The organism is Pseudenemella bisphenolivorans (genome assembly GCF_051133435.1).
GTDB lineage: Bacteria > Actinomycetota > Actinomycetes > Propionibacteriales > Propionibacteriaceae > JAAYAO01.
In genome coordinates this window covers 491685-515598 of record NZ_JBPGNY010000003.1, presented here as the reverse complement: position 1 = coordinate 515598, position 23914 = coordinate 491685, and the positions used below count along the sequence as shown (strand labels likewise).

The following is a 23914-nucleotide window of genomic DNA, read 5'->3' as shown; positions in this document are numbered from 1 at the left end:
GGACCTGCGTGCGTGGAGCAATGCTATGCCGCCGGGTGGTCTGCGGGCGGAACGCATATGCCCGGGCGCGTGTTTTGATGTCGCTACCGCAGGGGGCGTCGGGCGGCGCGAGCCCGGTCGAGTTCGCCGAGGAGGAACCCGCGGGCCTGCTCCCGGGACAGATGCCGCGCCTGCAACTGCACCGGGCCCGGGGTGGTGTGCACCGAGACGGTGGCCAGCCCGAGCTTGCGTTGCAGCGGGCCCTCGTCGATGCTGACCGACTGGGCCTTACTGTGCGGCACCACGTCGATGTAGCGCCACCACCGACCGAACCGGCTGACCGCCACCCGCTCGTCGAAACCCCACTGCAGATACCTGGACGTGAACGGGCGCAGCCACTTCGCCCGTGCCGGTACCGGATTCATCGGCACGCTGTCGATATCGACCTCCGGCCAAATCGCCTTCACCGCGGTGCGGACGTCCTCGGGTGGGGCCGGGGGCAGCAGCATCGCCCCGATATCGGATCCCTCACCCTCACCGACCGCCTGCTGGCCGAGCACGTCGATGTTGATCTGCCACAGCCCCCACGTCCGCCACAGCACCGACTGCCGCAACTGGATGCCCTGAATCCGATCCAGGGGCACCGACTGGCTGGCCAGCGCGGTCAACCCGCGCGAGACCTTCACGCTGTCGGCGCGATCGGCGTGCTGCAACCGGCTGAGGGTGTAGTTCAACTGGTTGAGCACCCGGCGCGGCACCAGCGACACCAGGCCGATACCCGCGGGTAGCAGCAGCGGCACGAGCAGCCACCAGAACTCGAAGACCAGCGCCAGCACCAGACCCACGATGACCAAGACCACAGCACTGAGGAACTCCGAGGAGGTCAGAAACGCGATCACCACCCATTTGGGCTGCAGCCGCACTAGCACTTCGTCGGTACTGTGCACGTCGGCCAGCATCCCCGAGCCGGACCCCAGCGACGGATCCTGTGAACTCACCTGGCGGCCGGTGGCGCGGGTCATCAGGTAATCGCGGAACCGGTAGGCGCTGCTTCGTCCGAGATAACGCAGTTCCAGCGAATCGGAGCCGGCGTCGATGCGCAGTTCGGCCAGGCCCAGAATGCGCGCCAGCAACGGTTGGGTGATGTCGACGGTCTGGATGCGCTCGAAGGGGACGACCTTGGACGAGCGGAACAGCGCCCCGGTCTCGTAGCGGAACTCGTCGGCCTCCACCACGAACCTGGTGAACCACCAGGTCATGAATCCCATCGCGGCGAACACCACGATCGCGATGCCCAGCCCGGCCAGAATGAACTTCAGCGGCGGCAGTTCGTTGGGCCGACCCGTCCCGTCCGGCAGGTATTCGCGGCCGAAGAAAACCAGTGCGCCGACCAACAGAATCCAACCCCGGGCGAAGGGGGTCAGTGGGTGCGGACGTTCGGTGCGCGGCTCGGCGGGCGCGTCGCCCCGAGCCTCGGGTGCGGGCATGGTGTCCGGGGCGGGTGGCCCGACCCATCCCTCGGGGTAGCCCGCGGGTCGCTGGTCGCCGGCCACGGGCTCATCGGGGACGGTGAACTCGGGGCGCTCGTCGGGGGACTGGCTCACAGGCCCGACGCCTTCGCATCACCCAGGGCACTGAGCCGATCGCGCAGTCGTGCGGCCTCGGCCTCGGGCAGGCCCGGAATGTGACAGTTGCTGTTCGCCGACGCGGTGACCATGGTGACCGTCGCCAGCCCCATCGACCGTTCGATCGGCCCCGAGGAGACCTCCACCACCTGCATCCGGCCGTACGGCACCGCTGTCAGGAAGCGGAACAGCACCCCATGGGTGACCCACAGGTCGTCCTCCAACTCGGCATACCCCCACGCCCGAAATCGGCGCCCGGCCAGCAGCATCTGCAGCACGGTGTAGGCCACGCCGAACGCCCCCACCAGTGCCGGGATCCACCAGGGCACCCGGAACAGCAGCAGAACCCCCGCCACGATGGCGAACGGAATCAGATTGAACAGCGCTGTGATCTGGCGCAACACCTTGTACTTGGGTGAGATGCGCTGCCAGTTCACCTCCGGTGGGGCGAAGAGCTCATCGGAGGTCAGCTCGGCTGTGCTATCGGGCATCCGTCAACAATACTTCGCGACCTCGGCCGCGACCTGATCGAAGATCTCGCGGGCCAGTCGGCCACCGGTGCGACGCACCCGGTCGGGGTCGACGCGCAACACCCGGTTGACCCGGGCCTCGCTGGGTTTGCCCGAACTGTCCCAATCACCCGAGCCGATGTCGTACCAGTACCGGCCCTGGGAGGCCTCCTGGGCGGCGTCGCGGTCGTGGTCCTTGCTGGTCAACTGCAGGGCCAACAGCCAGGGGCCATCATGTCCGATGATCAATACCGGACGATCCTTGCCGCGGGCGTGATCCTCCTCGTAGGGCACCCAGGTCCACACCACCTCACCGGGGTCGGCGCGCTGATCGTCAACCGGCTGGTACACCATCTCGGGACATCCCCGGTAGTCACCGGGGTAATTGTTGGTGCGGGAGGCGTTGCGACGCTTCGGCTCACGACGCTCGGAGGTGGACTTCCGGCGTTGCTGGCGGGACTGCTCTCGCACCACATCCCGGGCCACCCCGAACAACTTGCGGGCCAGTTTCGCGTAATCAGCCATCTCGTCCCTTCAGGTCCGATCCGAGTGTAGGCACAGCACACCGGCAGCGTACGGTCGAGGGCATGGCTCATGAAGAACTCCTGCACCTGGCCAGGACGATCGCGGTCGAAGCCGGCGAACTGGCAGCCGGGCGACGCGCCGCCGGGGTTGAGGTGGCCGACCGCAAATCGAGCATCACCGATGTGGTGACCGCCGCCGACCGTGAGGTCGAACTGCTCGTGCGCGAGCGTCTCGCCGCGGCCCGTCCCGACGACGGAATCTGCGGTGAGGAGGGCGAAGACCAGGAAGGTGCCTCGGGCCTGACCTGGGTCGTCGACCCGATCGACGGCACCGTCAACTACCTCTACGGCATCCCGAACTACGCGGTCAGCATCGCGGTGGTCGAAGGCGACGCCAACCCCAAAACCTGGCGGGCCCTGGCCGGCGCGGTCTTCGCCCCCGGCATCAACGAGTTGTACACCGCCTCGGCGGGCGGCGGCGCATTCCTCAACGACCAACGGCTGGTCGCCGGACCCGACACCACCTTGGCCGAATCGCTGCTCGGTACCGGTTTCGCCTACGACCCCGACCGGCGCTCCCGGCAGGCCGCGGTGGTGCAGCGGCTGATCTCGAAGGTGCGCGACATTCGCCGGCTCGGGGTCACCTCGATGGACCTGTCCTTCGTGGCGGCCGGACGGCTGAACGCCTTCTACGAACCCGGACTGTGGCCCTGGGACTTCGCCGCCGGCGCCCTGATTGCCAGCGAGGCCGGAGCCTGGGTCGGCGACCTGGACGGCGGCCAGCCCGGACGGGATGTGGTGCTGGCCTGCCATCGGTCGGTGCGGGAGGCGTTCCTCGAAGCTCTGGAGGAATGTGGCGCTCGCGAGGTGTTCGGCCCGCGCTGAGGTTCAGCGGCCGAGCACGTCCTTCAGCGCCGCCAGCACCAACAGGGCTGCGTCCGGACGGGCGTTCTGCCCCATCAGGCCGATCCGCCAGACCGTTGCGGCGTAGGGGCCGACCCCGGCGCCGATCTCGATGTCGAAACGCTCGAGCAGTTCCTTGCGCACCGCAGCCGAATCGACCCCATCGGGCACCTTGACCGTGGTCAGTTCGGGCAGACGCCAACCCTCTTCGGCGAACAGTTCCAGGCCCATCTCCTGCAGGCCGTCCTGGAGTTGTTGGCCGGCCTCCCAGTGTCGGGCGTTCACCGCGTCCAGGCCCTCGTCCAGGATGCGCTTGAGGCCGGCATGCAGGGACACGATCATCGCCACCGGGGCGGTGTGGTGGTAGGTGCGCTGCCCACCCTTGGCCGCGGCCTCACCGACATAACCACCCAACAGGCCCAGATCGAGATACCAGGAACGCGGGTTGTCCACACGCCGGTCGAAGGCCAGGTCATTGATCGTGAACGGTGCCAGGCCGGGCGCCACACCCAGGCACTTCTGGGTACCGGCGTAACCGATGTCGATGCCCCAGTCGTCGGCCTTCAGCTCGATACCGCCGATCGAGGTGACCGCGTCGGTGATCAGCAGGGCCTCGCCCTTGCCCGCACCGAGGGCGGCGATGTCGGAGCGGACCCCGGTGGAGGTTTCGGCGTGCACCGCGGCGATGATCGCCGGGCTCGGGTGTGCCGACAACACCCGGTCGACATCGATGGTGCGTCCGAAATCGTGCTCGACCGCGACGACTTCGGCGCCGCAGCGGGCGGCGACATCGCACATGCGTTGCCCGAACAGGCCGTTGACCGCGACCACCACCACATCACCGGGGTGTACCGAGTTCACGAAGGCCGCTTCCATCCCGGCCGACCCGGTCGCCGACAGCGGCAGGGTGCGGGCGTTGTCGGTGCCCCAGACGGTGCGCAGCATGTCGCAGGTTTCATCCATGATCCGGATGAACTCCGGGTCCAGGTGGCCCAGCAGCGGCTGCGACAGGGCCGAGGTCGCCTCCGGGTAGGGATTGGACGGGCCGGGGCCGAAAAGATGCCGTTCGCGAATCATGTTTCCGACGGTATCGGCATGTTCCGGGCGCTGGTAGAACCTTTCTACCCTGAGGTCACCGGGCCCGATGGATGAAAACGCACCCGGATGGGGCCGATATCACGCGTGCGCGACATGTGAGGCGCTGTGGGGTGCGTTTTCATCCACGCAGGGTGGTTACGGCGCATCGGCGGGGATGACCGCTCCTGGGTTGAGGATGCCCGCCGGATCCAGCGCGTCCTTGACGCGCCGGGTCAGCGCCATCACATCGGCCCCGAGCTGATCGGGCAGGGCGTGCCGTTTCGCCCGGCCGACGCCGTGTTCGCCGGTGATCGTGCCGCCCAGGGCGATCGCGGCGGCCATGATCTCGTCGAAGGCGGCCCGGGCCCGGGCGGTCGAATCGGGGTCGGCGGCGTCATAGACGATGATCGGGTGGGTGTTGCCGTCCCCGGCGTGGGCCACGGTTGGGATCTCGATGCGGTGCCTGGCGGCGATATCTTCCACGGCAGCCAGCATCTCCGGCAGTTGCGGCACCGGTACTCCGACATCTTCGAGCAGCAGTGAGCCGCGCACCTCGATCGCGGTGAAGGCGGTGCGGCGGGCCGCGATGAACAACTCGCCCTCGTCGGGGTCGTCGGTTTCGAAGACCTCGGTGGCTCCGGTGGCTTCGCACACCTTGCGCACGGTGCTGATCTCCTCGACCCGGGCCTCCCCCGGGGCATCGGACTGAACCACCAGCAGGGCGCCGGCGGTGCGGTCCAGGTCCATCGGGGTGAAATCCTCCACCGCGTTCACCGAGGCCTGATCCATCAACTCCACCATCGATGGACGGAACATGGAGCGAACCTCCACCACCGCTGCGGCCGCCGCGGCCACCGTGGGGAACATCGCCACCAGGGTGGATGCCGGTGGGGGTGGTGGGGTCAGCCGCAGGATGGCTCGGGTGACGATGCCCAGAGTGCCTTCCGAGCCGACGAAGAGTTTCAGCAGCGAGAGCCCGGCGACGTCCTTGATCCGCTTACCGCCGAGGGTGACCAGGGTGCCATCGGCCAACACCACGTCCAGGCCCAGTACGTAATCGGTGGTTACGCCGTACTTGACGCAGCACAGGCCGCCGGCATTGGTGGCGACGTTGCCGCCGATCGAGCAGATCTCGAAGGACGAGGGGTCGGGCGGGTACCACAGACCCTTCTCGGCGGCCGCGGCTTTGACCTCGATGTTCAGGGCACCCGGTTCGACGACCGCGACCTGGCTGGCGGTGTCGATCTCGATCTTGCGCATCCGATCCAGCGAGATGGTGATGCCACCATCGACACTGGAGGAACCACCCGACAGCCCCGACCCGGCACCCCGGGGTACGACCGGGACCTGGTGTTTCGCAGCCCAACGCACAGCGGTGACGACATCATCGGCGGAGTTGGCTCGCACCACGGCAACCGGATGGCCGGCGGGACTCTTCGACCAGTCGAAACGGTACTTCTCCATCACGTCCGGATCGGTGGTCACCACATCGGGTCCCAGCGCGGCAGTGAGTTCCTCCAGAGCAGGCATGTCTGTCATGGAACCATGAGTGCGACCGGTTCGTCGCGGGTTTGCGGTTGATCGGTTGCACGATGAAACACGCAACGGGGTATGCTGGCCAGCGCGTCGGACGATAGTCCGGTCTGCGGGTGTAGCTCAATGGTAGAGCGCCAGCTTCCCAAGCTGGACACGCGGGTTCGATTCCCGTCACCCGCTCGGAGTGTGAAGGAGCGGCCCCTCGGGGCCGCTCTTTTCTTCGTTCTGCAGATAGAGCCGGGCTCATTCGCATGGCTTGGCTGCTGCAACCAGCCTGTTCTTGGGTCACGAAGCTGCATACGTGGATGCCGGGCCGAAATCAGGCAGGTTGCAGCAGCGCGACGGTGGAAGCATCTGGTTTCGGGTGCCCGGAAAGCGGCTTGGTCCTGGATCCGGGTTGCAGACCCTGAGACCAGCGCCGGGCAACCCCGAACCTTCCCTGGTCAATACCGAATCCACTGGCAACCGCCCTTACCGCGCGGCAGGCTGGATGTACCGAAGCACCGAAAAGGGAAAGGAAGCTCCCATGAGCATCAAGCGATCGCGGACCGACCGAGTGCTGGGTGGTGTCTGCGGCGGGTTGGCCGAGGCGACCGGCATCAACGCCTGGATCCTGCGGATCATCTGGCTGTTGATCCCCGGCCCGAACATCATCGCCTATCTGATCTGCTGGGCCGTGATCTCCGACTGATCCGCACAAAGGGGCGAAAAGTCCTTCATAAAGCCGCAACTGTGGCCTGCCCGGAATAGTTCCAGCCGCATATGCGTATGCTGTGGGCCGTGTCCCGGTATCGCATTCGTCACGCAGCCGCCCTGCTCGGTGTCTCCACCGACACCGTGCGGCGGTGGATAGACGCCGGCCGGTTGCCGGCCGAGACCGATGAGGACGGCTACCAGGTCGTCGACGGTGTACAGCTGGCCGAACTGATTCGCAGTCGGATCACCGATCCGCCCGAAATCGAAATCGGCGAATCATCGGCTCGCAACCAACTGGTCGGCATCGTCACCGAGGTCACCACCGACAAGGTGATGGCCGAGGTGATCGTGCAATGCGGTCCGCACACCATGGTTTCGCTGATGAGTGCCGAGTCGGTGCGGCGCCTGGGTCTGGAACCCGGCGTCCTGGCCGTGGCACAGGTGAAGTCCACCATGGTCACCATTGAGGTTCCGGAGAAGAAATGAAAAAGCGCCCCCTGTTCGCCGCCCTGCTGGCCATGCTGATGCTTGCGCTGGCCGCCTGTTCGAACGGAGGCGGTGAAGGCTCCGACCCCGGCAAGGACGAGGGCCCGCGAGAGCTGACGGTATTTGCCGCGGCTTCTCTCGAGCCCACCTTCAAGGAACTGGCGAAGACCTTCGAAGCCGAGCACGAGGGCGTCAAGGTGCAGCTCAACCTCGCCGGGTCGAGTGATCTGGTCACCCAGATCTCCGAGGGCGCACCGGCCGATGTGTTGGCCACCGCCAACGAGAAGACGATGAAGACGGCCGAGGAATACGTCAACGAGCCGGTGTTGTTCGCCACCAACTCGCTGGTGATCGCGGTGAATCCGGGCAACCCGAAGGGCATCAAGAGCCTGCAGGATCTCACCCGCGATGACGTGGTGACCGTGGTCTGCGCTCCGCAGGTGCCGTGCGGGGCGGCCACTGAGAAGATCCTCGAGGCCACCGGGGTGGACCTGAAACCGGCCAGCGAGGAATCGTCGGTGACCGATGTGCTCGGCAAGGTCGCCAGCGGTCAGGCCGACGCCGGATTGGTCTACACCACCGATATCTCCCGCGCCGAGGTGGAAGCGGTGAAGTTCCCCGAGGCCGATGACGCGATCAACAAGTACCCGATCGCGGTGGTGAAGGACAGCTCCCATGCCGAACTCGCCCAGGCCTGGGTGGACCTGGTGACCGGCGAGGAAGGCCAGCGAGTGCTCGGCGAAGCCGGCTTCGACAAGCCCTGACGTGCCCCGGCAAACCACTCGGACGGTACGGGAGCGCACGCATCTACCCGGCTGGATTCTTGCCCCGGCCATCGTGGGCTCGCTGCTGGTGGTTCTTCCGCTGGTGGCGATCATGTTCCGGGTCGACTGGGCGCACTGGTGGCCCCTGGTCACCTCCGAAGCGTCCCTGGACGCCCTGTGGCTGAGCCTCCGCACTGCCGCGATCAGCACCCTGCTGTGCATTCTGCTCGGGGTGCCGATGTCACTGGTGCTGGCCCGCGGCCGGGTGCCCGGACGCCGGTTGGTGCGGTCGCTGGTGTTGCTGCCACTGGTGCTGCCCCCGGTGGTCGGCGGTCTGGCCCTGCTGATGGCCCTGGGGCGGTTCGGCCTGATCGGCCAGTACTTCGAGATGGCCGGGCTGCGGATCGGCTTCACCACCACGGCGGTGATCATCGCCCAAACCTTCGTGGCGATGCCGTTCTTGGTGGTCAGCCTCGAGGGGGCCCTGCGCACCGCCGGCACCCGCTACGAGGTGGCCGCGGCAACCCTGGGCGCTTCTCCGACCCGCACCTTGTGGCAGGTCACCCTGCCGCTGATCGGCCCGGCCCTGGCCGCCGGCGCGGTGCTGTCCTTCGCCCGCGCCCTGGGCGAGTTCGGCGCGACCTTGACCTTCGCCGGGTCCCTGCAGGGCAGAACCCGCACCCTGCCGTTGGAGATCTATCTGCAACGCGAGTCCGACCCCGCGGCCGCGGTCGCCCTGGCCCTGGTGCTGGTCGTCGTCTCGGCCCTGGTGATGGCGTTGGTTTACGGACGGGGGCAACGTGCCTGACCTTCACGTGATGGCTACCGTCGAGAGCCGCGGCCTGGACGTCGACCTGCACATCGAGGACGGCCGCACCGTGGCCCTGCTCGGCGCGAACGGGGCCGGCAAATCGACCCTGTTGTCGGTGATCGCCGGCCTGCTCACCCCCGACACCGGACGGGTCACTCTCGGCGGACGAACTCTCACCGACAGCAACCGGGTCCAAGTTCCCACCCACCTGCGTCGGATCGGGCTACTGGCCCAGGATCCCGCCCTGTTCCCGCACCTGAGCGTTCGCAGCAATGTTGCTTTCGGGCCCAAATCCCGGGGCCTGAAGGATGGTGCCGCGCGCACCCAGGAATGGCTCGAGGCCGTGGACGCGGTGCAGTTGGCCGACCGCAAACCCGGGCAACTCTCCGGCGGTCAGCAACAACGTGTCGCCCTGGCGCGGGCTCTGGCCGGCGACCCGGAGCTCCTCCTGCTGGACGAGCCCCTGGCCGCCCTGGACGTGTCGGTCGCCGAAGACCTGCGCCACCTACTGGCACAGCGCCTCGAGGGACGCACCGCGATCATCGTCACCCACGACCTGCTGGACGTGCTCGCATTGGCCGACCGGGTGATCACCCTCGAGGGCGGCAAGGTCGTCGAGGACGGCCCCGCCCACGAGGTGCTCAGCACCCCACGCAGTGACTTCACCGCCCGGCTGGCCGGGATGAACCTGCTGCCCGGCACCCTCATCGATGCCTCCGAGGGGATGGCGCGGATGCGCACCGGCCCCTGGCAGATCACCGGAACCGACCAACTGGTCGGCCAGGCAACCCAAGGCGAGTCGGTGATCGCCCTGATCACGCCCGCGTCCCTGGCGGTGCACCGGCGCACCGATGACACCGCACCCGGCGGCAGCCCCCGCAACGCCCTGGCCGCTCAGGTGATCGACCTGCGCGCCACCCCGTCCGGGGTGCGGGTGCGGGCCACGGCCGGCCCGGACGGGCCGACGATGTCCGCCGACATCACCACCGCGGCAGCCGCCGACCTCGAACTGACCGCCGGCTCACCGGTCTGGCTCACCGTCAAGGCGCACGAGGTCACCGTCCACGCCGACCGCCGCTGAGCCGAGAAATCGAGAAGCGAGAACCCGAGACCCCCAGACCCGAGACCCGAGACCCGAGAAACCAGGGCCCACCAACGCCAACGGCGCCCACACTTGCCGAGAAGTGGGGCGCCGTCGCGAATCGAGAACCGGTCAGTGCGGAACCATCGACCCGGTCTGCAGGAACCGCTGGTGCCAGCTCAGTGCCTGCGACAGGTCGTGCGGGGTGTGCTGCCCGTTGGCGACCTTCTGGGCCCGCTCGAAGTACTCCTCCAACATCGGCCGGTAATCCGGGTGGGCGCAGTTCTTGATGATCGCCTTGGCCCGCTGCCGCGGCGACAGGCCACGCAGGTCGGCCAGACCTTGCTCACTGATCAGCACGTGCACGTCGTGTTCGGTGTGGTCGACATGCGACACCATCGGCACGAAGGTCGAGATCGCCCCGCCCTTGGCCGTCGACGGGGTGACGAACATCGACAGGAAGGCGTTGCGGGCGAAGTCACCCGAGCCGCCGATGCCGTTCATGATCGCCGAACCCATCACGTGGGTGGAGTTCACGTTGCCGTAGATGTCGGCCTCGATCATGCCGTTGGTGGCGATCACACCGAGGCGGCGGATCAACTCGGGGTGGTTGCTGATCTCCTGCGGACGCAGCACCAACCGGTCGCGGTACTGGGCGGCCTCGTTGTTCATCCGGGCGGCGTACTCGGGGCTGAGCGAGAAGGCGGTCGCCGAGGCCTGGACGATCTTGCCGGCGTCCATCAGGTTCACCATGCCGTCCTGGACGACCTCGGTGTAGCTGGTCAGGTTCTCGAAATCGCTGTGCAACAGCCCGTCGAGCACCGCGTTGGCGATATTGCCCACCCCCGACTGCAGCGGCAGCAGGTTCTCCGGCAGGCGGCCGATCTTCACCTCGTGCTGCAGGAACTCGATCAGGTGCCCGGCGATGGCCTTGGAGTCCTCGTCCACCGGCTTGAAGGGGGTGTTGCGGTCGGGCAGGTCGGTCTCGACGATCGCGACGATCTTGTCGGGGTCGACCTCGAAGTAGGGCGAGCCGATCCGGTCGGCGGGGCTGGTCATCATCACCGGCTTGCGGTCCGGTGGCAGCCGGGTGCCGTAGTAGATGTCGTGCATGCCCTCGAGGTCCATCGACTGCCAGGAGTTGACCTCGAGAATGACCTTGTCGGCCTGATCGATCCAGGTCTTGTTGTTGCCGACCGAGGACGCCGGAATCAGCTTGCCCTCGGGGGTGATGCCGGTGACCTCGATCACCGCCACGTCCAGCTTGCCGAGGAAGCCCTCCCACACCCACTGGGCGACGTGCGACAGGTGCTGGTCGATGTAGCTCATCGAGCCCTGGTTGATCTTGGTGCGGGTGATCGGGTCGGACTGGTAGGGCAACCGCAACTGGACGCCGTCGGCCTCGGCCAGGGCGCCGTCCAATTCGGGGGCGGTGGACGCACCGGTCCAGACGCCGATCCGGAAATCGTTGCCCTCGGCGATCGACTCACGGATGCGCTGGGCCAGGGCCACCGGCACCAACTTGGGGTAGCCCGCTCCGGTGAACCCGCTCATGCCGACGTTGTCGCCGGGTTGAATCAGCGCTGCCGCGGCTTCGGCCGGCATGATTTTGGAGCGCTGGCTGTCGATTCTGATGCGATCTGTCATGCGAAACCCCCGGTAGGAAAAGTCTTCGACCACCCTAACCGGCGACTTCCCGCCGAATCCGGCGGGGGACAGGGCATGGACAGACCGCGGACGACCTGCTATGGGCGGACCTTCGCGCGCCCACTTCCAAGCACATCCGGACGACTGGAACGGACGAGATCAGCACGATCCGGGACGGGACGGATCGCGCCGGATCACAGTTCCTCGTCGCTGACTTCCTGTCCCGAAGCGGTGAGGTAGTCGCGGTGTTCACCGTGGGCCCGGCGCACCTGATCGCGGAACCTGGCCTCGTTCTCGATCAGATCGTTGCGGTGCTTCTCACTGATCCGCGGCATCTGCTTCATCTGCCGGGCGAGCTGCGCGTTGATCTTCTTGCGCTCGGCATCGGAGGCATCGTCACCGAGCGCGATGTAGGCCTGAGCCAGCTTCTCGGTCTTCTTGATCACCGCCAGGGCCCGTCCGCGCGGACTCAGCAACGAAGCGGCGATGGTGATGGCCAACACCGTGATAATCACCGTCAGCGACACACCGATGTCGACCTCGACCACCGGCACGGGCTCACCGTCGTTGATGAACGACAGGTTGTTCTCGTGCAGGGCGTGCAGAATCAGCTTCACGCCGATGAACGCCAGAATCGCCGAAAGCCCGTAGGACAGGTAGATCAGGCGGTCGAGCAGACCGTCGATCAGGAAGTACAACTGCCGCAGGCCCATCAGCGAGAAAGCCGTCGCGGTGAAGACGATGTAGGGCTCCTGGGTGAGGCCGAAGATGGCCGGAATCGAGTCCAGGGCGAAGAGGATGTCGGTGCCGCCGATCGCCACCATCACCAGCAGCATCGGGGTCATCATCCGCTTGCCGTTCTCGATGGTGAAGAGCCGGTCTCCGTCGTACTTGTCGGTGGTGTGCAGCACCCGGCTGGCCAGGCGCACCACGATGTTGTCGGCCGATTCCTCCTCGTCGTCGCTGACCGCGCCCTTGAGGGTCTTACCGGCGGTCCAGATCAGGATCAGTCCGAACAGGTAGAACACCCAGGCGAAGCGGTTGATCGCGGCCGCGCCGACCAGGATGAAGGCGGTACGTGCGATCAGGGCGAAGACGATGCCGAACAGCAGTACCTTCTGCTGGTCTTCGCGGGGCACCTTGAAGGAGCCGATGATGATCAGGAAGACGAAGAGATTGTCGACGCTGAGGGCCTTCTCGGTGACGTACCCGGCGTAGTACTCGACCATGTGCTGGGTGTCGCCGAAGGGCAGGAAGACCAAGCCGAACAGCAGGGCCACACCGACGTAGATCGCCGACCAGACCGCGGCCTCACGCAGGGTGGGAATGTGCGCCTTGCGGACGTGGAAGATGAAGTCGAAGGCGAGTAGGCCAACGATCGCGGCAATCGTGATTGCCCACGTCAAACCGTTGATTTCCAAGGAACCGGAGCTTCCGTCAGGGGTTGGGAACTAACCCATGAGTCTCTCCGCGACACGACCTGGGTGGACGTGGCGCCGCTGCAGCCGGTCGGATCCGGTGGCGAATCCAACGTGTTGACGACCCACAGCTCTCGGGATACTCCCTCACGGCTCGATCGAGTCTAGCCTGAATCGGCAACATCCTGAAAAGATCTTGAGTGGACGGTCGTGGCGCACGGTGTCGCCCTCGGCCGCGTCACCACCCCGGTCAGCCCACCCCGATGGTGAGGGCCGAGACCAGCAGGACGGCCGAGAAGACGATCTCGATGATGCCGATCCGGGCCGCCGACAGCACCCGTCCACGCATCGGCCAGAACAACGGCAGGACGGTGGCCCGCACCGTGGTGGCGGCGAAGAACCCGGCCCACAGCCACGACAGATTCCCGGACGCGGCAGCCACCGCAGCGGCCAGCGTGGCCACCAGATGCCAGCCGATCGAGGCGGCCACCCAGCCGGGTTTGCCGCGTTCGCGGATCATCGTCTTGACCACCCACACGGTCCCGGCGAAATACCCGAAACAGATCAGCGCCAGCGGTAGTGCGTCCCGATCGGCGAGGGCGGTACGCGGGTCGGGGTTCGTGACCACGAGCAGGATCAGGGCCGCTGCGGCGACGGTCAACAACCCGCCGATCAGATCGCGTTCCCGTCGGGCGGCGGCGAGATGGAGGGCGAAGGCCAGGATCGGCGTGTAGACCAGCACCCACCCGGCCAGCGCCCACCCGGCCAAGGTCCAGGTGAGCACCCCGAACAGTGCGGCGATCACCCCGTAGGTGAGCATCGGCGGCACGAACCGGGCCGCGCGCCGGCTCTTCAACCACTGCGAGGTGGCGTGAAAACAGAAGTAGCCGATCATCCAGCAGCCCAGCAGCGGCACCACGTACCACCGGAACCGGTCGTGTTGAATCGTCAGCGCCACCCCGATCAGATAGGGGACGGTCAGCATCGCCCAGGCCCCGTGCTGGTTCGGTACCCAGCCGGGGGAGCGCTTGCGCCGCGGCCGCCGTTGCGTCCGGGCCGATGCCAGAGCCGACATGCCGATCACGATAGATGGCCCGAAAGTGTCGAATTGCCTGCTTGCTGCCGGTGGAGTCAGCGGGTGGTGCGGGTGACGGTGTAGTGCCGGTTGCGCTGCACGATGCGGGTCTCCCCGACGTGGCGGCGCAGGGCGCGCAGATAGGGCAGGTGGGAGTTGTAGACCAGCCACAATTCACCACCGGGACGCAGTATCCGGGCGGCGCCGTGGATCATCTCGAAGGCGGCGGTGGAGTCCTTGGCCGCGCCCTTGTGGAAGGGCGGGTTGCAGACCACCAGATCGAGGGAGGCGTCGTCCAGGAAGGACAGGTCGGTGCTGCGGCGCACCTCCACGTCCACCTCATTGGCTGCGGCGGTGGCGATCGCCGAGCGTTGTGCGGCGGCCGAACTGTCTACCGCTTGGACGTCCGCTCCGGCCCGGGCCAGCCAGGTGGCCAGAATGCCGGTACCGCAGCCCAGATCGAGGGCTTGCCTCCCGGTCAGGGAACTGCCGGGGTGGGCGTCGGCCAGGGCCTGCAGCAACAACCGGGTGCCGTCGTCCAGTCGGCCGGCGGCGAAGGCCGCGCCGTGGGAGCGCAACTCCAGCGGCCCACCGGGTACCTCGACCATCCCGGCCCGGGGCCATTGTGGGTCGACCGGCCGCGGCCCCGAGGCGTGCAGGGCGCGGCACTTCTGCCGTCCGAGGCCGGCCCAGACGTGCTCGAAACTTTCGCCGAGAACCTCGTTCATCGACCGGCTCATGTGCTTGATCCGGGCTGCGCCGATCAGCCGTACCGAGGGTGCGGCGTGGGCCGCGGTCAGCTCGGCGTATTCGCGCAGGGCGGCCAGGGCGCGGGGCAGCCGCATCAGTACCAAGCCGGCGCCGTCGAAGAGATCGGCGGACAGGGCCGAGGGGGTGAAGCCGGCCCCGGCCAGTACTTCCTCGGCCGCCAGGTCGTCGCAGTGCACCCGCACCTGACCCCGGACGGCCTTGGCCACGGCCGGCGCCAGGTCACCGGTCGCATCGTCGAGCACCACCACCGAGCCGGGCAGGGACGGCAGGCCGGTGAGTTGGTCGACCAGCATCCGGTCGACCGGGTCGGGCGGGCCATCGCCAAGAATCTGCAGTCCGTGGTTCACGTCACGATCTCCTCGACCGTCCGCAGCCGCTGACCGCTATGGACGAGCAGTGCTTCCCGGAGCTCGTCGTCGGCTTGGACGACCACTCCGAATCGGGGCAGGCGGTAGGCCCGGATCAGCCCCATCTCGCCGGGCTCGCGGGTCATTTCCGCTTGGGCCGACAGCACCGCCAGATGTCGTTGCCGGGTGGGTAGCTTCACCACATCGGTGACCTCGTCCCAGGGCAGGTGCAACTCGTGTTTGCCCCGGGTGCGGGTGATGCCGTGTTCGTCCAGCACCACCCGGTAGGTCACGGTGGTGCCGAACCAGATCGTCCAGATCACCGCCGGAAGGAACAGGGCGGCCCAGAACAATGATTGGCCCAGCGGCCGCCACACCCCGAAGGCCTCGAGCAGAAACATCACCACCAGGATGGCGGTCACTGTCGCGCCGGCCAGCGCGGCCGTCCGGCGCAGGGTGTCGTGCCAGGTCTTCTCGAGCCGTCGCGGGGCGCCGGAGTTGTCGTGGGCACTGGTCACGTTGGCATTGTGCCTGTTACGGGGCGAAACCTCACTCCCGCCGGCCCCGGTGGAATCAGGCCGGGGCACGCCGAGAGTGAGGTTTCGCCGGTTTGTGGGGGTGGGTGGTCAGTGCTTGTGCCCGGCGCTGCCGGTCACGATTTCCATTTCGCCGGGGGCGTGTTCCAGTGGGATCCGCCGGTCGACCGTGCCCTTGTCGAAGTCGACGACCACGATCTGCTTGCCCTCGGTGTCGACGACATAAGCGCGGTGGTCGGCTACCTTGACCAGCGGGCCGGGCTCCTGCCAATCGTCGGGCTGGGTCCAGGGCTTCATCACCTCGATGGAGTGGATCACCGTGCCCTGGTCGAGGTCGATCACCTGCAGCTTGCCGTCCTGGGTCAGCACCAAGCCTTCACCGTGCTCGCCGCGGGTGAACGAGCGGAACCAGTAGGACGAGCCCAGCTCGACCAGCTTGAGCTCGTCGGTGCGGGTGTCGATCAACGCGACCCGGGTCGGTTCTTCCTTCTCGGCATCCTTGTCGACCTTGTAGTCGGCCAACACGATGGGGGAATCGTGGCTGCCGAAGAGGTTGCCCGAGCGGGCGTAGGCGTCGGCGACCTTGACCTTGTGGAAGGCGCCGTCGCGGAAGATCACCGGGCCGTTCTCGCAGCCGAAGGCCACCACATCACCCTTGGCGTTGGGTGCGGCCGCGGCCTCACCGTGTACGCCGGGGCAGTCCTTGGTTTCGGCGGCGGGCTTGCCGTCGCGGAGCTGCTGCACCGTGGTGCGGGCGTCCTCATTGCCCTGGGTGGTGAGCAGCGAACCGTCGGTCAGCCGCAGCGCCACCCCGTGGTGGGCCTCCTCGGTCTTGAACTTCTCGGTCTTCGCGTCCGCCTTGGCGATGTCGGCGGTGGGCAGCACGGTGATTTCGCCGGTGCCGTCCGAGAACAGGACGGTGTGCTCGGCGTGCACCACCGCATGGCCGGCCTTGGGGGCGGCATAGCTCACCTCGGTTGGGCCGGGGTTGTACTCGTATTTGTGGTCGTGGTCACCGTGCGGCTGGGATTCGATGCCGCCGTCGTAAACGGTGAACTTGTCGCCCTCGGTCACCAACAGGTGCCGGCCGTTGCCGGCCTGATTCAGCCGTTTGAACCCGGGTCGTTCGGTCTCCAGCACGGTGTCGCCGGTGGTCAGATCGATCAGGGTCAGGCCCTTGTCGTGGGCGAGCAGGGCGCGCGGACGCAGCGAGCTCACCTCGCGCTCGTCCTCACCCGCCTTGCCCTGGGCAACGGTCTCGGAGGGCACTTCGGTGGGTGGGGTTTCGCCGGCGGCACACGCCGTCAGGGACAGCGCGCCGATCACGCCGGCCAGTAGAGCACGGGAAGTCAAGGAGGGGATCATGCCCGAAACACTAAATGAGAATGGTTCTCACTTTCAAATTGGTTTCACGGTTATCTGTTGGTGCTTCTCTGCTGCAGGGCTCAGCTCGGTTGGTCGTCCAGTATCAGCGGTAGGCCCGCCAGCCGGAACAGGTGCGGATCGAACCAAGCTGTGACCCGACCGACCGTGCCTTCGCGGACGCTCAGGATGAGGAACTGGAAGGCCTCCCATTCCTCGCCCTTGCGCAGATACATCCCCAGGGCGGGTTGTCCGTTGGCCCTGGCCGGGCGGAAGCGCAGGTCACCGGCCTCGCGGGCCGGGCAATGGGTGAAGGCCAATACGGCGGCGTCCCGATTACCGGCATACCAGCGGTCGAAGGGCGGCATTTGCCACACCACGTCCTGCGACATCGACGACACGATCGCGTCGAAATCGTGCCGCTCGAAGGCATCGACGAAGGCGTCAACCGCGGCCCGCTCGTCCTCGGTGTGGGTGTCCGTGTTCGTGGCGGGCAGACCCTCGCCGACCGTCGCCCGGCAGCGTTGCAACATCGAGTTCACCGAAGCCACCGTGGTGTTCAGCGCCTCGGCGGTCTCAGCGGCCGAGAAGCCCAACACCTCCCGCAGCAGTAACACCGCGCGCTGTTGTGGGGTCAGGTGCTGCATGGCGGCGGCCCAGGCCAGGGTGATGTTCTCCCGGGCCAGGAGTTCTTCCTCCGGGGTGGGGGAAGCGTTCTGCCACAACATCGCATCGGGGAGTGGTTCCAGCCACGGTTGCTCCGGACGGGGATGGATCGGGGCGGCAGGGTCGCCCGCCGCACCACCGAGATCGGTGGGCAACAGGCGACGCTGCGCCGAGGACAGCGCATTCAGGCAGGTGTTCGTGGCGATCCGGTACATCCAGTTCTTCACCGAGGCCCGGCCCTCGAATCGGTGACACGCTCGCCAAGCCCGCAGGTAGGTTTCCTGCACCTGATCCTCGGCATCGACCGCCGAGCCCATCATCCGGTAGCAGTGCGCGAGCAGACCGGCGCGCAGGGGCAGGGCTTCGGTCTCGAACTCCTTGCTGTCCATGTGCGTCCCGTCAGCCGAGGGCTCCGGCCGCGGTGGCCTTCGCGTCATCCATCCACATGATCTCCCAGAGGTGTCCGTCCGGGTCGGCGAACGACCGGTAGAACATCCAGTCACCCTGTTCCTCGGCACGCACCGCGGTCGCTCCCGCGGCGAGGGCCTTCTCGACATGTGTGTCGACCTGTTCGCGACTCTCGGCGGTGAGACAGGTGATCACCTCGTGCCGGCCGGGCTCGGCCGTCCGGGCGTCGTGGAAGCTGTCGAAAAACTTGCGGTCGAGCAGCATCGCGTACATGTTCGGGCCGAGGATCACCCCCAGTGAGGTGCCGTCCTGGCAGACCTTCTCGTCGAAGGTGTAGCCGAGCGCGGTGAAGAATTCCCGGCTGCGGTTCAGATCGCTGACCGGCAGATTGATGAAAACCATCTGGTGCATCGTGGCTCCTTTCGCCCGGCGAAACCGAGGTGGTCCCGCCGCTTCACCTGTACAGACCGGTCCCGGCGGCGAAACTCATCGCGAACGACGAAAGTTTTCCGGCCGAACGTGCTCCGGCGAACGTTAAGGTCGCCCTTGTGACCGATCGAGCGCAGTTGCTGCGCGACCTCAAGCAGCTCGAAAGCGAAGAGTTCGTCGTCCTGACCGGACAGATCGACGACCAGGCGCACGGCCATGAAATTGCCGCCGAACTCGGAGCCGATCAGCTCAGCTATGTCTTCATGCACCGCCAAACCGTCGAGCGGTGTTTCCACGCCGACGGGAGCCTGCGGGCGCCGGTGCAATTGCATTGGGGTGGCAGCCACGAGGTGATCGTGAACCACCTCGCGTACCTGCCCGAACCGTGGGAGGCCTACGACCACGGCGAGGACCATGCCTTCGAGGTGACCCTGCCCGACGCGGCCGATGGTGTCATCGAGTTGCCCCCGATCGATGCCGCACTGCCGGAAATCCGAACCGCGGCAGCGCGGTTGGCCGATCTCGACGAACTGGACGAGACCGGCCTCGACTGGCTGGTCGCCGTCTTGCGCGAGGGCACGCCCAAGGCCCAGGCCGCCGTCCTGGACACGGCCACCAGGAACCTGAGCAACCCGGCCGTCCTGGAAGCGGTGCTGACGACCTGGCCCGAGGCCCATCGGGCCTACGGGGATTCCGCACCGGTGAAGCAACTGCTCGATGCCCTGTGGACCGAGCAGGACGAGCGCTTCACCGCGACCCTCGCCGAAGCCGAGCGGCAACGGGCCTGGTCCTTCCGGTGGGACGTGGCCACGGTGCTGACCGAACGGCGACCCCCTGATGCCCTGAAGCGGTTGCGCAAACTCGCCTATGCCAAGGACCAGCGTTACGGTGCGGCGAACCCGCCGGCGGTGGCGGGTTACATCCGGGTGCTCGCGGCCGAACATGGCATTCCTGCGGTGGAGGCGGCCGAGCAGGTGGCCACCGATGAGGCGCTCGGCCCCCGGGCGCGGGCCGCGGCCGTCCGCGAACTCATCTATGCCAGCCATCCGGAACCCGACGACCTGCGGCTGCCCAAGGGCACGTTGGCCTATCTGCGCAGCGGACGGGGAAACCCGGAGTTTCGCGCGCAGGTCTTCGAATCCGGTGGCACGCGCCAGCATTTCTTGGGCTCGTCCACAGCACCGCAGGATCAGCGCCGGCTGATCGAGGAGTTGCTTGCCCTGGCCGAGGCCGAGCCATTTGACGTGTCGGACGAGTGCCTGCGAGATCTGCGCAGCCTGTTGGACGAACTCGAATAACCCAGTAGTCGCCGTTCCGCACCGAGGGAGGGCCGGGGTTGGCGGCAAAGGGGCCCAGATAGGCTTTGGGCTGTGCCAGCGCAGCCACTGGAGATCCACGTGATAGCCGACTCCACGGGGGAGACCGCCGCCCGATTGGCTCGTGCTGCGCAGGCCCAGTTCCCGCAGCACCCTTTCGTCATCGTGCGCCATCCGCGGATCGCCAGTGCCGAATCGCTGTACCTGGCGTTGGACGATGTGCGCAACCACGAACGTCCCGCCGCGGTGTTCTCCACCCTGGTGAACTCGGTGCTGCGCGACTTGGTCGACGATGCCTGCAATGACATGGGCATCGTGCACTGCGACCTGCTCGGGCCCACCCTGTCGCGGCTCGAGGTCGCCACCGGAACCGCCGCCGAACGGGTGCCGATGCGTCCGGTCGGGGTCGAGGCCGACTACTTCACCAGGATCGCGGCGATGGAATTCGCCGTCCGCCACGACGACGGCCAACTGCTGTCGGGGCTGGCCGAGGCCGAGATCGTGCTGATCGGTCCCTCGCGCAGCGGCAAAACACCGCTGTCGATGTACCTGGGTTACCTCGGCTACCGCACCGCCAATGTGCCACTGGTCAACGGCATCCCCTACCCGCCCGAACTGGCCCGCGTCGAACGCTGGCGGCTGGTCGGGTTGACCATCGACCCGCAGCGGCTGGCCAAACTGCGCGACAAGCGCGTCCAAGGCATGGGCTCGTTCAACCCGAAGGACGGCTACGCCGACCTGGCCCGGATCTACACCGAACTCGACGAGATCACCGCGATGCAGCGCAAACTCGGCGCCCGCATCGTCGATACGACCAACATCGCCCTCGAGGAATCGGCCGCGCGCGTGATCGATATCGTCGAAACGCGAGCCCGTATGGCCGGCACCCACCTGCGCCGGCAATCCAGCAACGAACTCACCGTCACGCCATGAGAAACCCCAGGGATCGAAGGAGATCGACATGACCGATCAGGAGCGCTACGTCTACGACCTGTCCGAAGGCGATGCGTCCATGAAGAACCTGTTGGGCGGAAAGGGTGCCGGCGTTGCCGAAATGGCTCGCATCGGCGTCCCCGTGCCCGACGCGTTCACCGTCACCACCACCGCGTCGGTCGAGAACATGCGGCTGGGGCACTGGCCCGAAGGGCTCTGGGACGAGATCGTCGCGGCGGTCAAGCGGCTCGAAGAGCGCACCGGACGCACCCTGGGTGGGGCCACCAAGCCACTGCTGGTGGCCGTACGTTCGGGTGCGGTGCAGTCGATGCCGGGCATGATGGACACGATCTTGAACCTCGGCATCACCGACGAATCGGTCAAGGCGCTCGCCGAGGAATCGGGCAACCCACGCTTCGCCTGGGACTCCTACCGGCGCTTCATCCAGATGTACGGCGAGGTCGTCGAAGGCATCGATCCGTCGGTCTACGAGGACGCGCTCAGCGCGCTGAAGGCCGACCGCGGCGTACAGCAGGACACCGACCTGTCGGCCGAGGACATGGCAGAACTGGTGCGCACCTTCAAGCGGCTGTCGGCCGAGGCACTGGGACAGGAGTGGACCACCGACCCGATGGAGCAGTTGCGCGGCGCGGTGGACGCGGTCTTCCGTTCCTGGCTGAACCCGCGCGCCGAGGTTTACCGCAAGGCCAACAACATCCCGGCCGACCTGGGTACCGCGGTGAACGTGATGCAGATGGTGTTCGGCAACCGGGGTGACACCTCGGCCACCGGCGTGTGCTTCACCCGCGACCCCTCCACCGGCGAGAACGAGGTGTACGGCGAGTTCCTGGTCAACGCCCAAGGTGAGGACGTGGTGGCCGGTATCCGTACCCCGCGCAAGCTGGTGGAGATGGAGCAGGTGCTGCCGGAGGCCTACCGGCAGTTGATCGAGACCCTGAAGCGGTTGGAGAACCACTACCTCGACATGCAGGACATCGAGTTCACCGTCGAGGACGGCAAGCTCTACCTGCTGCAGACCCGTACCGGTAAGCGCACCGCCCAGGCCGCGGTGAAGATCGCCGGCGACATGGTCGAGGAAGGCGTGATCGACCGGGAGACCGCGCTGCGGCGGATCGAGCCGAACCAACTCGACCAGTTGCTGCACCCCGCGATCGACCCGGCCACGAAGACCGAACCGGTGACCGTGGGCCTCAATGCCTCCCCGGGTGCCGGTGTCGGCGCCCTGGTGTTCAGCGCCGACGAGGCCGAACAGCGCGGCAAGGCCGGCGAGGACGTCATTCTGGTGCGCTGGGAAACCACCCCGGACGACATTCACGGTGTGCTGGTGGCCCAGGGCGTGCTGACCGCCCACGGCGGGATGACCTCGCACGCTGCGGTGGTGGCGCGCGGCATGGGCAAGCCCTGTGTCGCCGGTGCCCACGAACTGCACATCGACGCGGCCGCGAAGAAGCTGACCGTCGGCGGTAAGGAATACGGCGAGGGTGACGTGTTCACCATCGACGGTTCCACCGGTGAGGTCTTCGCCGGGGCGCTGCAGTTGATGCCGCCACAGGTGAACGAGGACTTCGAGAAGATCACCGGCTGGGCCGACGAGGTGCGCACCCTCGGGGTGCGGGCCAACGCCGACAACGGCCCCGATGCCGCCCGGGCCCGCGAGTTCGGTGCCGAGGGTATCGGCCTGTGCCGCACCGAGCACATGTTCATGGACGAGGTGCGCCTGCCCGCGGTGCAGCAGATGATCCTGGCCGAAAGCACCGACGAGCGGGCGGTGGCGCTGGAGAAGATCCTGCCCCTGCAGCAGAGCGACTTCGAGGAGATCTTCGAGGCGATGAGCGGGCTGCCGGTGACCGTGCGGTTGCTGGATCCGCCGCTGCACGAGTTCCTGCCCGGGCTGGTCGAGCAGTCGCTGGAGGTACAGCGACTGCAGTTGACCGGAGGCTCGGAGGAGGAGATCGCCAAGGCCGAGGCGCTGCTGAACCGGATCAAGAAGCTGTCGGAGATGAACCCGATGCTGGGTACCCGTGGCGTGCGGTTGGCGCTGCTGTACCCGGAGATTCCCGAGATGCAGGTGCGGGCGATCATCCGGGCCGCGGTGGCGGTGAAGCAGCGCGGTGGCGACCCGATCATCGAGATCATGGTGCCGCTGGTGGCCTACGCCTCCGAGCTGCGCCGGATGCGCGAGCTGATCACCCGGGTGGCCGATGAAGAGCTGGCCAATGCCGGGGTGGAGCTGCCCTACACCGTGGGCACCATGATCGAGTTGCCGCGGGCCGCGGTGACCGCCGATCAGATCGCCGAGGAAGCCGACTTCTTCAGCTTCGGCACCAACGACCTCACCCAGACCGGTATCGGCATCTCGCGTGATGACGCCGAGGGCTCCTTCCTGGCGTCCTATGTCGGTGAGGAACTGGTGTCGGCCAACCCCTTCGCCACCGTCGATGCCGACGGTGTCGGGGAACTGGTGCGGATCGGTGTCGAGAAGGGCCGCAGCACCAAGGCCGACCTGAAGACCGGTGTCTGTGGTGAGCACGGTGGCGACCCGGCCTCGATCGCGACCTTCGCCCCGATGGGCCTGAACTATGTGTCCTGCTCGCCGTTCCGGGTGCCGATCGCCCGGTTCGCGGCGGCCCGGGCCGCGCTGGATGCCCGCGAAGGCTGAGTAGCGCCGAAATACGTCCAAGGCGGGCGTCGGGGAGACCCGACGTCCGCTTTCCTCGTTTCTGCTTGCTGTCCGGGTACGCAAACCCCTGGTTCGGTGGCCGGGGGTACACAAATCCCTAACTCAGGACTCGGAATTGGGTGGATCCGGTCGTTTAGGCCGGGTGAGTTGGGGATTTTGGTACCCACTTCAGGCTGACCCGGATCTCCCGGCACTCGATCTGCACCCAGCCACGCCCGCTCCGGGGGGGGGGATCCCAGGTTGCTTCCCGGGCTCCCCACGCCAGAGTCTGTGGAAGACGCTCGGGTTGGGTGGACCCTCAAGATCGTGTGACT

At 67.0% G+C, this 23914-nt stretch carries 22 protein-coding genes and 1 tRNA gene; 10 read left to right on the top strand and 13 right to left on the bottom strand.

The features are described 5' to 3' along the window. Positions 1 to 83: 83 nt before the first annotated feature. From ACR4XW_RS09940 to ACR4XW_RS09930, 3 genes are read right to left on the bottom strand one after another with little or no spacing between them, the layout of a single operon-like run. Positions 84 to 1583 carry a PH domain-containing protein gene (locus ACR4XW_RS09940; RefSeq protein WP_434760395.1) on the bottom strand — a complete coding sequence of 500 codons (1500 nt, stop codon included), beginning with the start codon at positions 1581 to 1583 and terminating at the stop codon, positions 84 to 86. Then, the gene (locus tag ACR4XW_RS09935) at positions 1580 to 2095 is read right to left on the bottom strand and encodes a PH domain-containing protein (RefSeq protein ID WP_434760394.1); all 516 of its coding nucleotides are present in this window, start codon (positions 2093 to 2095) and stop codon (positions 1580 to 1582) included. Before ACR4XW_RS09935 ends, ACR4XW_RS09940 begins: the two co-directional genes overlap by 4 nt. 3 nt (positions 2096 to 2098) lie before the next feature. After that, positions 2099 to 2638 (bottom strand): type II toxin-antitoxin system PemK/MazF family toxin, encoded by a 540-nt coding sequence (locus ACR4XW_RS09930; protein WP_434760393.1) that lies wholly within the window; start codon positions 2636 to 2638, stop codon positions 2099 to 2101. 62 nt (positions 2639 to 2700) lie between these two features. Between ACR4XW_RS09930 and ACR4XW_RS09925 the strand changes: the two genes are divergently transcribed. After that, positions 2701 to 3522 (top strand): inositol monophosphatase family protein, encoded by an 822-nt coding sequence (locus ACR4XW_RS09925; RefSeq protein ID WP_434760392.1) that lies wholly within the window; start codon positions 2701 to 2703, stop codon positions 3520 to 3522. A 3-nt stretch (positions 3523 to 3525) separates the two neighbouring features. Here the strand turns inward: ACR4XW_RS09925 and ACR4XW_RS09920 are convergent, their stop codons facing one another. Next, complete coding sequence (locus ACR4XW_RS09920; RefSeq protein WP_434760391.1) at positions 3526 to 4617, bottom strand: pyridoxal-phosphate-dependent aminotransferase family protein; 1092 nt, start codon at positions 4615 to 4617, stop codon at positions 3526 to 3528. 156 nt (positions 4618 to 4773) lie between these two features. Then, positions 4774 to 6156, bottom strand: coding sequence for an FAD-binding oxidoreductase (locus ACR4XW_RS09915; protein ID WP_434760390.1), 1383 nt, complete (start codon positions 6154 to 6156; stop codon positions 4774 to 4776). A gap of 106 nt (positions 6157 to 6262) precedes the next feature. On the opposite strand from ACR4XW_RS09915, the gene ACR4XW_RS09910 reads away from it, so the two are divergent. The 6 genes from ACR4XW_RS09910 (at position 6263) to ACR4XW_RS09885 (ending at position 9991) form a co-directional block, all read left to right on the top strand. Further along, positions 6263 to 6333, top strand: a tRNA-Gly gene (locus ACR4XW_RS09910). Between the two features lie 346 nt (positions 6334 to 6679). After that, the gene (locus tag ACR4XW_RS09905) at positions 6680 to 6844 is read left to right on the top strand and encodes a PspC domain-containing protein (protein ID WP_434760389.1); all 165 of its coding nucleotides are present in this window, start codon (positions 6680 to 6682) and stop codon (positions 6842 to 6844) included. 89 nt (positions 6845 to 6933) lie between these two features. Then, positions 6934 to 7335 carry a TOBE domain-containing protein gene (locus ACR4XW_RS09900; protein WP_434760388.1) on the top strand — a complete coding sequence of 134 codons (402 nt, stop codon included), beginning with the start codon at positions 6934 to 6936 and terminating at the stop codon, positions 7333 to 7335. Next, entirely contained in the window at positions 7332 to 8099 is a 768-nt protein-coding gene (gene modA / locus ACR4XW_RS09895; RefSeq protein WP_434760387.1) for a molybdate ABC transporter substrate-binding protein, read from the top strand. The genes ACR4XW_RS09900 and modA overlap by 4 nt, the downstream gene beginning before the upstream one ends. A 1-nt stretch (position 8100) precedes the next feature. Further along, positions 8101 to 8907, top strand: a complete 807-nt coding sequence (locus ACR4XW_RS09890) for an ABC transporter permease (RefSeq protein WP_434760386.1) — start codon at positions 8101 to 8103, stop codon at positions 8905 to 8907. A gap of 10 nt (positions 8908 to 8917) precedes the next feature. Further along, positions 8918 to 9991, top strand: coding sequence for a sulfate/molybdate ABC transporter ATP-binding protein (locus ACR4XW_RS09885; RefSeq protein ID WP_434760385.1), 1074 nt, complete (start codon positions 8918 to 8920; stop codon positions 9989 to 9991). 132 nt (positions 9992 to 10123) lie between these two features. Here the strand turns inward: ACR4XW_RS09885 and scpC are convergent, their stop codons facing one another. From scpC to ACR4XW_RS09845, 8 genes are all read right to left on the bottom strand, one after another. After that, positions 10124 to 11638 (bottom strand): succinyl-CoA:acetate CoA-transferase ScpC, encoded by a 1515-nt coding sequence (gene scpC, locus ACR4XW_RS09880; RefSeq protein WP_434760384.1) that lies wholly within the window; start codon positions 11636 to 11638, stop codon positions 10124 to 10126. Between the two features lie 194 nt (positions 11639 to 11832). Then, positions 11833 to 13059: a TerC family protein gene (locus ACR4XW_RS09875; protein WP_434760383.1), complete on the bottom strand. Its 1227-nt coding sequence runs from the start codon at positions 13057 to 13059 to the stop codon at positions 11833 to 11835. Positions 13060 to 13306: 247 nt separating this feature from the next. Further along, positions 13307 to 14131, bottom strand: coding sequence for a YwiC-like family protein (locus tag ACR4XW_RS09870; protein ID WP_434760382.1), 825 nt, complete (start codon positions 14129 to 14131; stop codon positions 13307 to 13309). 56 nt (positions 14132 to 14187) lie between these two features. Next, positions 14188 to 15249, bottom strand: coding sequence for a class I SAM-dependent methyltransferase (locus tag ACR4XW_RS09865; RefSeq protein ID WP_434760381.1), 1062 nt, complete (start codon positions 15247 to 15249; stop codon positions 14188 to 14190). After that, entirely contained in the window at positions 15246 to 15767 is a 522-nt protein-coding gene (locus ACR4XW_RS09860; RefSeq protein WP_434760380.1) for a hypothetical protein, read from the bottom strand. Before ACR4XW_RS09860 ends, ACR4XW_RS09865 begins: the two co-directional genes overlap by 4 nt. 108 nt (positions 15768 to 15875) lie before the next feature. Then, positions 15876 to 17150: a hypothetical protein gene (locus ACR4XW_RS09855; RefSeq protein ID WP_434760379.1), complete on the bottom strand. Its 1275-nt coding sequence runs from the start codon at positions 17148 to 17150 to the stop codon at positions 15876 to 15878. An 80-nt stretch (positions 17151 to 17230) separates the two neighbouring features. Continuing rightward, positions 17231 to 18202 (bottom strand): RNA polymerase subunit sigma-70, encoded by a 972-nt coding sequence (locus tag ACR4XW_RS09850; protein WP_434760378.1) that lies wholly within the window; start codon positions 18200 to 18202, stop codon positions 17231 to 17233. Between the two features lie 10 nt (positions 18203 to 18212). After that, positions 18213 to 18632, bottom strand: coding sequence for a VOC family protein (locus ACR4XW_RS09845; RefSeq protein WP_434760377.1), 420 nt, complete (start codon positions 18630 to 18632; stop codon positions 18213 to 18215). Positions 18633 to 18769: 137 nt separating this feature from the next. Between ACR4XW_RS09845 and ACR4XW_RS09840 the strand changes: the two genes are divergently transcribed. The 3 genes from ACR4XW_RS09840 to ppdK all read left to right on the top strand — a co-directional run bounded on the left by ACR4XW_RS09840 (position 18770) and on the right by ppdK (position 23579). Beyond that, the gene (locus tag ACR4XW_RS09840; RefSeq protein WP_434760376.1) at positions 18770 to 19948 is read left to right on the top strand and encodes a hypothetical protein; all 1179 of its coding nucleotides are present in this window, start codon (positions 18770 to 18772) and stop codon (positions 19946 to 19948) included. A gap of 72 nt (positions 19949 to 20020) precedes the next feature. Beyond that, positions 20021 to 20899 (top strand): pyruvate, water dikinase regulatory protein, encoded by an 879-nt coding sequence (locus ACR4XW_RS09835; RefSeq protein WP_434760375.1) that lies wholly within the window; start codon positions 20021 to 20023, stop codon positions 20897 to 20899. Between the two features lie 28 nt (positions 20900 to 20927). Then, positions 20928 to 23579, top strand: a complete 2652-nt coding sequence (ppdK, locus tag ACR4XW_RS09830; protein WP_434760374.1) for a pyruvate, phosphate dikinase — start codon at positions 20928 to 20930, stop codon at positions 23577 to 23579. The last annotated feature ends 335 nt before the right edge of the window (positions 23580 to 23914 follow it).